The organism is Gordonia sp. (in: high G+C Gram-positive bacteria), from assembly GCF_052106715.1.
Taxonomy (GTDB): Bacteria; Actinomycetota; Actinomycetes; order Mycobacteriales; family Mycobacteriaceae; genus Gordonia.
In genome coordinates this window covers 1-9,959 of record NZ_JBQEDL010000065.1, presented here as the reverse complement: position 1 = coordinate 9,959, position 9,959 = coordinate 1, and the positions used below count along the sequence as shown (strand labels likewise).

The following is a 9,959-nucleotide window of genomic DNA, read 5'->3' as shown; positions in this document are numbered from 1 at the left end:
AAGAACCCCTCGCTCCCGGCACCACCCGAGAACTACACAAATGATATAACTCACCCACAACAAGAACTAATGTTCGATACTTACGCCGAACGTCAACTGCGAGTACGTGGCGGCTCTCTCGAGTCCCCGAGTGAGGAGAGGTGAAGTGAACGCCCCAGGTTAAGAGCAATATCAAGGAGGTCGGTATGGGATCCTGAGCTGATGACCCGCCCCTCGGATGAGTTCACCAAGCGTGAGGCACTCATGCATGTGCTGGCAGCCGAGTTCGCCGGCCGACCCGTCCTCACCCGCGAGTGGTTAAGTCGAGTGGACTTCGGATGGGGTCCAGAGCGAATCGTGGATACGTCCAAGGGGATCTGGAACCCTCAGTCTTACGCCGCGACATTAACGATCATCAGTGACCCAGCAAGCGAATACGACGATGGCGATCACGGCGACTCGCTCTATCGTTACTCGTACGAGAGACGCCCTGACGGTCAAGATCCAAGCGGTGGATCGAACGTCAAGCTCAGGGAGGCCATGCGACTTGGGCTCCCGGTGGTCATGCTCAGGAAGGTCGCGCCAGGCAAGTTTGTACCGATCATGCCCGTGTATGTGGTCAAGGAAGAACCGGAGCACCAACGCTTCCTTCTTGCCATCGACGAGAGTCTCAAGTTTCTGCCGGACCCAGCGCATCTCACAGACGACCAACGTCGATACGTCCAGCGGGTTGTCCAGCAGCGGATGCACCAGCCAGAGTTCCGTGCTCGCGTCCTCACAGCATACGAGGCACGCTGCGCCGTGTGCGTCCTGAAGAAGGTCCCGCTCCTGGACGCTGCTCACATCAGCGCAGACTCTGCTGCGGATGGCATACCGGTAGTGACGAACGGGCTGGCCCTGTGCAAGATCCATCACGCCGCGTACGACGAGAACATTCTCGGCGTCTCGCCGGACTACGTAGTACACGTCAACGCCGACGTGCTCGCCGAAGTGGACGGCCCCATGCTCAAATACGGCCTTCAGCAGATGGATCAGCGTCCGCTCTGGATACCGCGCCGCGGGAAGGATCGGCCCGATCGCGATCGCCTTGCCGCTCGGTTCGACGACTTCACTGACGCCGGATAGCTTCTCGTTCCCGTAGGAGGTGGAAATCTGGATGTGGACGCAAACCTAGCGAAAGGGGCGCTCACTGCCTGGCTTCCCGCTCACTCCCCCTCCGCGCTCCACTTCTCGACGACGACCATCCCTGGCACGTCCCTCTTCACTCGCACACCGGTGACCTTGGACGCCTCGTCCGAACCGATCGGATCGGAATCGACCGCGACCTCTTCGTAGTCGGTCTCGTCGTCGGCGGCATCGTCGCCGTCCACGACCCACTCATCGTCGGTGATGATCGGGATCTCTCCGGTGTCGGCATCGTCGTCGAAGGCGCTCTTGTCGTAGTCCATGCCGAGATACTTGCGCCAGTTGTTCTCATCGGTCAGCCACACGCCGTCGGCGCGAGCCGCGGTCTCAGCAGCACGGACCTGATCCATCAGGGTGATCGCGCGGCGACGCTGCTCGTCCTCGACGCTGACCGTCGCATGCTGACGGAACGGTACGCCCACCTGATAGAGGGACGGGCTCACTGCAGCGATCGGAAAGTCGGTGCCCGCCAGCCGCTCAAAGATCTTTTGTGTCAACGCAAGAGCAGGCTGCGTCGTGACGATCCCGTCCAATACGCTGCCGCGCTGCGCCTCGCGTTCGGCGGCCTTCGCCGCTTCCCACTCGTTGATCTGGCGCTCCAGGTCCGCGTGCTCGCCGTTGAGCACACCGGGCGTCCGGTACGACACCTTGTCGACGAAACTTTGTGCCACGTCATCGATGTCGAAACCGTCGACGGCGTCGGCGGCAATCCGAGAATGGAACAGCACTTGCAGGAGGAGGTCGCCCAACTCGGACTTCAGCTCTTCACGCGACCCGTGGTCGATCGCGTCCAGTAACTCGTAGACCTCTTCGACGAGATACCGCCGCAACGAATCGTGCGTCTGGCGCTGCTCCCACGGTCCCGTCCGCCGTAACCGGTCCATCAGCTCGACGGCGTACAGGATGATGCTGCCCCTGACCGGCTCGCCTTGGATGACGCGCTCACCGGCATCGATCCGCGTGCGAACCGCCGGATGGCGTCGATCCGACGATAGGAGCACGTCGTGATACTGCGCACCGTCACCCACGAGAACGTAATCGGGCAACTGCCACAACAGATTCGGATGAACCTCTTCGGTTACGGCGATCGTCCCCGACATCAGCCCGACAGCGCCCGCAGGCACCATGTCGGGCCGCGACGGATCGAGCAGAACGACGGGCATGTGTGCTCCTCCCGGAGAAGACTCTGTCAGGACGACCTTAGTCGGTATTGCACCGAAGATTGAGCGTCAACGCGCGGTACATGGGTCTCGACTCCGCTCGACCAGCGGGAAGGGTCTCGACTTCGCTCGACCAGCAGCCGGGCGTCTCGACTCCGCTCGACCAGCGGAAGAAGTCTCGACCAACAGCGGAGTCTCGACCAGCGAGGAGACTTCAGGAAGCTTCGGCCTCAAGAGCGGTGACGACCGCACGCAGAGCCGGGTCCTCTTCGCTGCTGCGACGCCAGACTGCGTGGACAATCCGCCGCGGAGCCTGCGCCAACGGTCGAAGTTCAACGCCGTCCGGCGGACGCGGTCGGGCCAGCCGCGGGATCAATGCAACGACGTCGCCGGACGCGACCAACGCCATCTGCGTACTGAAATCGTCGACGGTGTGCACGACGTCGGGTTCGGCGTCACTGCCGGCGAACATCCGCTGAAACCATTGCTGGCACACCGTTCCCGGCGGGGACGTCACCCACCGACAGCCCGCGAGGTCAGCCAGATCGATCGGTTCCGTCGCGCCAGCCAGAGGGTGTCCCGCCGGGACCGCGAGATCACCGACATCCGTGTGCAGCAACGACGGCCGGACACCCGCCGACACCGGCGTGGGCACGCCATCCGCGTCATGCACCAACGCCAGATCGGCTCCGCCCGACTCCACCGCGTACACCGCGGGCACCGGGTCGGCTTCGACGATCTCGACACGAAGGTCCGGACAATCGACCGCAAGACGCGCCAACACCGGGGCGACGATCCCACGGACCGCCGTCGAGAAGGCCACGATCCGAAACGTTCCGCGCGGCACGCCTGCATCCGCCGACCGAGCCGCAGACACCGACTGCTCCAGTGCATGAACGACAGTCGGGACCGTCTCGACCAGCGCTCGCCCGGCCGCCGTCAACACCACGCGGCGCCCCGCAGGCGACACCAATCGCACGCCGACATCGAGTTCGAGTCGTTTGATCTTCTGGGAGATCGCCGACGCCGTGTACCCGAGGTCATCGGCGACCCTGCTCATCGTCCCCAAGTCCGCGAGCGCGCGGAGCGCCTGAAGTGCCGACACATCGATCATGAAGTGATCGTAAACAATGTGTCATAGAACTGTTCTCTTGTCGTTGACGATGATCGCCATGACAATGGGTTCTATGATGCTCGCGCCCGCCGCCGCCCATGCCTTCGGCACCAACCTCGTCGCCGTCCCGACGCCGATGAGCCCCGACTACTCGATCGACGAGTCCGGGTTCAAATCCATGGTGAAGCATCTGGTGAAGAACAAGTGCGACGGCATCGTCGTCGCCGGAACAACCGGCGAGTCTCCGACGCTGTCCGAAGACGAACTGGCACACCTGATCCGATTGGCCGCGTCGAAGGCGAAGGGCCGCGCCCGCGTCATCGCGGGTGTCGGCACCAACGACACGATGTCGACCGTCCGCCGCGCCCGCCTCGCCGCAGCGGCAGGCGCCGACGCCCTACTCGTCGTCACCCCGTACTACTCACGGCCGTCGCAGGCCGGAGTCGCCACCCACCTGCGTGCCGTCGCCGACGCCACCGACCTCCCCGTCATGCTGTACGACGTCCCGCACCGCACCGGGCTTCCGCTCGCGACGTCGACCCTGTACGACCTCGCACAGCACCCGAAGATTCTGGCGGTGAAGGACGCGACGGGCGACATCGCTCAGGCGATGGCGGTGATGGCCGACTGCCCGATGGCGTACTACTGCGGCACGGACGGCCTCAACCTGCCGTATCTGTCGGCTGGCGCCACCGGTGTGGTCAGCGTCGTCGGAGCCGTTCGGTCGGCGGAGAACGCGGCACTGATCAAGGCGATCACCGACCACGATCTGCCGACCGCGCGGGAAATCAACCGCGACCTGATCCCCGCAGCCACCGCATTGAACTCGATCGCCACCGGCGGCGCGGTCGCTGCGAAGGTCGCGCTCCGCGAACTCGGCGTCATCGCGCACACGACGGTCCGTCCGCCGCTCACTGAGGCGACACCGGACGAGGCCGCGCAGATCGTGGTGGCGTTGGCCGTTCATGCGGAGACCTCAGCTCGATCTGCGTGACGCCGGCTGCGTCGAGCCTGCGGCGCCACCGACGATCGTGCGTGACGATCAGGACGGCGCCCGCGTAGTCGTCTAACGCTGCTTCCAGTTCGTCGACGAGTTCCGGCGCGAGGTGGTTCGTCGGCTCGTCAAGCAGCAGCACGTCACTTGGCGCGTCGACAACGATGGCGAGATCGAGTCTGCGGCGTTGGCCGACAGACAGGTCACACACCCTGCGCCGCAAGCTGGCGGTGTCGAGCAACCCCAACGAACACAGACGGTCCTCGGCGTCATCGATGTACCTACCTGTCGCACAGGCGAACTCACTGACGGTCGTCCGGCGAGTCGGCGCCGACAGGTCTTGCCGAAGCCATGCGATACGCGCTCCGGTCGCCACCACGACGTCGCCGCGGACCTCGCCCGCGACCGCCCGAAGCAGCGTCGTCTTACCGGCCCCGTTGTCTCCGGAGACAAGCACGCGGTCGCCCGCCCTGATAAGTAGTCCACGGACGGACAGCAAGTCGGACGCCCCTTCTGCGGCAGTGAATCCAGGAGTGAACTGGAGCAGTTCGGGTGGCCGAGCCGCAGGCTCCTCATGAAGGCGTGCCAAGCGTTCCTTCGCCATCCGGATCCGTCCCGCACTGCCATGATCACGACTCCGTGCACGAAATGCACCGTTTCCGAACCCCGGCTTCTCCCTCTTCCGTGGAATCTGGTCGAGCCGGAAAGAGTTGGCCTCCACCAACTCCGCACAACGTCGGACCTCGTCGCACCACATCTCATACCGCTCACGGGCCACGCGCCGACTGGTGGCACGCGCGCGCAGGTAGCCTGCATAGCCGTCACCGTGTCTACGCAGTCGGCCTCCTTCTACGACCACGATATCGGCCGAGATCGCGTCGAGGAGTTCCCGATCGTGCGTGACGACGACGAACGCGCCACGATGTGCCGCCAGCCGACCTTCCAACCAGTCGACGGCTGCATCGTCGAGGTCGTTCGTCGGCTCGTCCAGGAGCAGGAGTTCGGAATTCGACGCCAGGACAGCGGCCAACGCCAACCGAGCACGCTCGCCTCCCGACAGGGTTGCGACCGGACGTTCGCGATCGACTTCACCGAGTCCGAGTTGCTGCAGCCCTGCGGCGAGACGCAGATCGACCGCATAGCCGTCCCGTGCGTCGAAGGCGTCAAGTAGGTCGCCGAGACGGTCAAGTAGTAGCCAGTCATCGTTGCCGGCTAGTGCGGCTGCGGTAGCGGCTATTTCACACTCCAGCACGCGAATGTCACCCAGCAGCACACCGATGGCAGCAGCCACCGTCGTGCCTGGCGCGAACTCCGGATGCTGTTCCGCGAACCCGATGCCTCCCTGGACCGCGATGCTGCGCACACCGCCGTCTACCGGAACGATTCCAGCGATCGTCTTCAGAAGCGTCGACTTTCCGGACGCGTTGTCGCCGATCACCGCGAGACGGTCACCAGGGCCGACGACAAGATCGACACCGTCGAGCACCGGGGCGGCATCGAAGCGGACCGAAACGTCATGCAGGGCGCATTCGCGATGCGATCGGCCTTTGGAATGGATTGTTGTACAAGACAGTCGGGTCATCAGATGACCTCTCCGCGCAGCATGAACGCAGCGCACGGTGGGAGTCGGATACGAAGAGCCGGCCGCGGACATTGGTCAACGCGACGGTCAGTCGAAAATCAGAGTTCCCACACGATGCAACCTACGCCCATCACATCGGCGGCCGCCACCAAATATTCACGCTGAACGATTCGCGGAAGCATATGCGCCCGGCGACATCCCGATGGTCGCGGTGAAATCCCGACTCAAATGGGCTTGGTCGGCATAACCGAGGTCCGCGGCGAGATCGGCCCAATCGGGCGCGCGTCCGTCGCGGACCCGCTCGGCAGCATCGATGAGTCGGAACCTGCGGATCACCCAGGTCGGGGAGACCCCCGCACATGAGGTGAACATCCGCTGCAGCGTGCGGGACGTGACCCCGCCGAGGTTAGCGAGCTGTCTAACGGTGCCGATGGTCCGATCCTGCTCAGCAGCGGCCGCGATGAGCGAGACCTCCCTGGCACGGTCAATACGCGACTGCGGCCGACCGTCCAACAACCGGATCAGCTCATCGCCGATGAGCTTCACCCGATCTGAACCCCATGAACGGTCAGCGACCGCCAATGCCAGCCGAGCCTCGACTGCCAGGACATCGGTGAGTTCCACGTGCGTGTCGTTGACCGCCTGGACGTCGTCGATCCACGCGCCGAACCCGCCCGTCGTCGACTTGGCCGCCACGTTCCACCCCGTCCCGCTCAGCGTCCGGACCGTCAGCGCAGTAGTGACTCCGTTGAACTTCGCAGCCAGCGGATACGGACCGGGCTGCGGAGCGTCGCCCGGCGGCGGCGCAGTCCCGACGCTCACATTCACCGCAGGAGTCGCCAGCACCGGCTGCCGGTGACTCTCACCCGCAGGAAGGTCCCAACGGACCGACCAGAACCACTCGACCAATCCCTCGAGTTCCGGCGGTGGCGGGTACCGATCGAACTCGACGACGCGGAACATGCGGGCGGGCTGCAGGATTCCGCGCGTGTGGTCGGCGAAGGGCTGTCGGTCAGCTGCGGGCACGGGGTGAGCGTAGCGCGAGGTCGCGTCGGGGGTCTCGACTCCGCTCGACCAGCAGCAGTGGGCTCGACAAACGTTGCCGAGAACTGTCGCGAATCTTCAAGAGCGCGACCAGTCACCAGCCGTAGCGTCGACGGTATGGACACCTCAACAGCCCTCATCCGCACGCTCGATCAACTCGCTGACCTCCTCGATCAGGCCGCTGGAACACCGCCGAACTCTCCCACACCGTGCACTGACTTCGACATCGCAGAACTCCGCAACCACATCGTCGGATGGCTAACTGCGTTCACTGACGGCTACACCGCAGACGACCACACGTGTAGCGATCCCAATGCAGTCACCGTCGAGGGCAGCGGGGCCGACCAGGTGCGCGCGGCAGCCGCGCGATTGCGTCAGGTGCTCCCCGACGCTCTCGCTCATCCGCTGAAGATAGGCGAAGCGGGGATGCCTGGCGACATGGCAGCCTCGATGATCCTGTGGGAGTACCAGATGCACGGGTGGGACCTCGCGCAAGCCGCGGGTCTGGATTGGGCACCTGACGACGACACCCTCGAGGCATCGCTCAAATTCGCGCCCGCGATGCTGACGACCGACTTCCAGGGTGAAGGGAAGGCGTTCGCGCCTGCCGTTCCGGTGGCCGAGTCCGCGTCGCCGCTGGAACGCTTGGTCGGGCTGTCCGGGCGGCAGCCGATGCGGTGATCGCACGTGAGTGGTACCGCTGAGAGGGTGGGTCGGCGTATAGCTCGCCCCATGCCCTGAGCGGTACCACTGCCGCGAGCGGAGCGCGGTACATCGGTCTCGACTCCGCTCGACCAGCGAACAATAACGTCCGCTCGACCAAGCGGGGGTCCCGACTCCGCTCGACCAGCCAACAAAAACGTCCGCTCGACCGGCGGAGGGCTCTACGACTCCAGGGGCGCGATCGCCTGGAGGAAGCCGACGATGTAGTCGATCAGCTCCGAGTCGCGAAGGCGGGGCGAGCCGACACTGCCGGTACGCGGGATCGGGAGGGTCACAGTGTGCGTGGTCGCGCGGTAACTCGCCGACGAGAACATCCGCTTGAGGCGGATCTGCTGGCTGTCCAACAGGATCATCGGGCCGACCTTGACCGACTGCCCGGCGAGGCCGACCTCAGTCACTCCTCGCTCACGGCACCGCAGCCGTAGCCGCGCGATAGCCGCAAGGCGCTGCGTCTGGACCGGCGGAGGACCATAACGGTCGGTGAGCTCGGCCAAGACTTCGTCGACGTCGGCGTCGCCGCCAGCCGACGCGAGCTTTCGATACGCCTCCAGACGCAACCGATCGGCCTCGACGTACTCGGTGGGGATGTGGGCGTCGACGGGAAGATCGATCCGGACCTCCGACGACTCCTGCGTGTCGATCGGAGTGCCGTCGGCGGCGGCCCGATACGCTTCGACGGCCTCGCCGACCAGGCGGACGTAGAGGTCGAAGCCGACACCCGCGACGTGCCCGGACTGCTGCGCACCCAGCACGTTGCCCGCGCCGCGCAACTCCAGGTCCTTCAACGCGACGGCCATGCCCGCACCCAACTCATTGTTCTGCGCGATGGTCGCGAGCCGGTCGTATGCGGTCTCGGTCAACGGTTTGTCACCGCTGTACAGCAGATACGCGTAACCGCGCTCGCGCGAACGCCCCACGCGACCACGCAGCTGATGCAACTGCGAGAGACCGAAGTTCTCGGCGTGGTCGACGATCAACGTGTTCGCATTCGAGATATCCAGACCGGTCTCGATGATTGTCGTGCACACCAGCACGTCGTACTCGCGGTTCCAGAACGCGTCGACCGTGCTCTCCAACTGGGCCTCGCCCATCTGTCCGTGTGCGACGACGACCCGCGCCTCCGGGACCAGCGCAGCGACGTCACGCGCCGTCTTGTCGATCGACGACACCCGGTTGTGGACGAAGAACACCTGCCCGTCACGCAGGAGTTCGCGACGGATCGCGGCCCCGACCTGCTTCGGCGAGTACGCGCCGACATAAGTCAGCACCGGGTGCCGCTCCTCCGGCGGGGTCAGGATCGTCGACATCTCGCGGATACCCGCCATCGACATCTCGAGGGTTCGCGGGATGGGCGTCGCCGACATCGTCAACACATCGACGTGGGTGCGCAACGCCTTGATGTGCTCTTTGTGCTCCACACCGAACCGCTGCTCCTCGTCGACGATCACGAGGCCAAGGTCCTTCCAGCGGACACCGGTCTGCAGCAGTCGGTGGGTACCGATGACGATGTCGACTTCGCCGTCGGCCATCTGCGCGAGGATCTCCTTGGACTCCGCCGGATCGGTGAAGCGCGACAGCCCGCGCACCTTGACCGGGAAGCCTGCCATCCGCTCGGCGAACGTCTGCATATGCTGCCCGGCGAGGATCGTCGTCGGCACGAGCACCGCGACCTGTTTTCCGTCCTGCACGGCTTTGAACGCCGCGCGCACCGCGATCTCGGTCTTGCCGTATCCGACGTCGCCGACGACGACGCGATCCATCGTGACCGGCCGCTCCATATCGGCCTTGACCTCAGATATCACCGTCATCTGGTCGACGGTCTCGGTGTAGTCGAACGCGTCTTCCATCTCGCGTTGCCACGGAGTGTCCGGGCCGAACTGGAAACCGGGCGCCGCATGACGTGCCGCGTACAACTGCACGAGCTCGCCCGCGATCTCGCGGACCGCCTTGCGTGCCTTTTTCTTCGTGTTGGCCCAGTCGGACCCGCCGAGCTTGGACAGCGACGGCTGCTCACCACCGACGTAGCGGGACAACTGGTCGAGCGACTCCATCGGAACGAACAGTCGATCGCCCGGCTGGCCGCGCTTTCCCGGCGCGTACTCGATGACGAGGTATTCACGCCGCGCTCCCGAGACGGTCCGCTCGATCATCTCGACGAACTTGCCGATGCCGTGTTGG

At 64.9% G+C, this 9,959-nt stretch carries 8 protein-coding genes; 3 read left to right on the top strand and 5 right to left on the bottom strand.

The genetic code is table 11. From position 1 onward, the window contains the following. The first annotated feature begins 519 nt into the window (after positions 1 to 519). Positions 520 to 1,104 (top strand): HNH endonuclease, encoded by a 585-nt coding sequence (locus ACTIMF_RS18765; protein ID WP_442351799.1) that lies wholly within the window; start codon positions 520 to 522, stop codon positions 1,102 to 1,104. Between the two features lie 80 nt (positions 1,105 to 1,184). Here the strand turns inward: ACTIMF_RS18765 and ACTIMF_RS18760 are convergent, their stop codons facing one another. Both ACTIMF_RS18760 and ACTIMF_RS18755 read right to left on the bottom strand, forming a co-directional pair. Continuing rightward, positions 1,185 to 2,327: a MazG family protein gene (locus ACTIMF_RS18760; protein WP_442351798.1), complete on the bottom strand. Its 1,143-nt coding sequence runs from the start codon at positions 2,325 to 2,327 to the stop codon at positions 1,185 to 1,187. A 211-nt stretch (positions 2,328 to 2,538) separates the two neighbouring features. Next, positions 2,539 to 3,438, bottom strand: a complete 900-nt coding sequence (locus ACTIMF_RS18755; protein WP_442351797.1) for a LysR family transcriptional regulator — start codon at positions 3,436 to 3,438, stop codon at positions 2,539 to 2,541. Positions 3,439 to 3,496: 58 nt separating this feature from the next. Here ACTIMF_RS18755 and dapA point away from each other — a divergent pair, with 58 nt between their 5' ends. Continuing rightward, on the top strand, positions 3,497 to 4,432 hold the full coding sequence (gene dapA, locus ACTIMF_RS18750; RefSeq protein WP_442351796.1) for a 4-hydroxy-tetrahydrodipicolinate synthase: 936 nt from the start codon (positions 3,497 to 3,499) through the stop codon (positions 4,430 to 4,432). Here the strand turns inward: dapA and ACTIMF_RS18745 are convergent. Next, on the bottom strand, positions 4,350 to 6,014 hold the full coding sequence (locus ACTIMF_RS18745; protein WP_442351795.1) for an ATP-binding cassette domain-containing protein: 1,665 nt from the start codon (positions 6,012 to 6,014) through the stop codon (positions 4,350 to 4,352). The two genes, dapA and ACTIMF_RS18745, sit on opposite strands and share 83 nt — an antisense overlap. 156 nt (positions 6,015 to 6,170) lie before the next feature. Continuing rightward, the gene (locus ACTIMF_RS18740) at positions 6,171 to 7,040 is read right to left on the bottom strand and encodes a helix-turn-helix domain-containing protein (RefSeq protein WP_442351794.1); all 870 of its coding nucleotides are present in this window, start codon (positions 7,038 to 7,040) and stop codon (positions 6,171 to 6,173) included. A 135-nt stretch (positions 7,041 to 7,175) separates the two neighbouring features. Between ACTIMF_RS18740 and ACTIMF_RS18735 the strand changes: the two genes are divergently transcribed. After that, positions 7,176 to 7,739, top strand: a complete 564-nt coding sequence (locus ACTIMF_RS18735) for a TIGR03086 family metal-binding protein (RefSeq protein ID WP_442351793.1) — start codon at positions 7,176 to 7,178, stop codon at positions 7,737 to 7,739. Positions 7,740 to 7,942: 203 nt separating this feature from the next. On the opposite strand, the gene mfd is transcribed toward ACTIMF_RS18735, so the two are convergent. After that, on the bottom strand, positions 7,943 to 9,959 hold a 2,017-nt coding region (mfd, locus tag ACTIMF_RS18730; protein ID WP_442351792.1), incomplete at its 5' end, for a transcription-repair coupling factor.

Excerpts from the sequence above, each read along its gene's own strand:
- ACTIMF_RS18765 (WP_442351799.1), top strand. The coding sequence starts at position 520 with ATGCGACTTGGGCTCCCGGTGGTCATGCTCAGGAAGGTCGCGCCAGGC.
- ACTIMF_RS18760 (WP_442351798.1), bottom strand. The coding sequence starts at position 2,327 with ATGCCCGTCGTTCTGCTCGATCCGTCGCGGCCCGACATGGTGCCTGCG.
- ACTIMF_RS18755 (WP_442351797.1), bottom strand. The coding sequence starts at position 3,438 with ATGATCGATGTGTCGGCACTTCAGGCGCTCCGCGCGCTCGCGGACTTG.
- dapA (WP_442351796.1), top strand. The coding sequence starts at position 3,497 with ATGACAATGGGTTCTATGATGCTCGCGCCCGCCGCCGCCCATGCCTTC.
- ACTIMF_RS18745 (WP_442351795.1), bottom strand. The coding sequence starts at position 6,014 with ATGACCCGACTGTCTTGTACAACAATCCATTCCAAAGGCCGATCGCAT.
- ACTIMF_RS18735 (WP_442351793.1), top strand. The coding sequence starts at position 7,176 with ATGGACACCTCAACAGCCCTCATCCGCACGCTCGATCAACTCGCTGAC.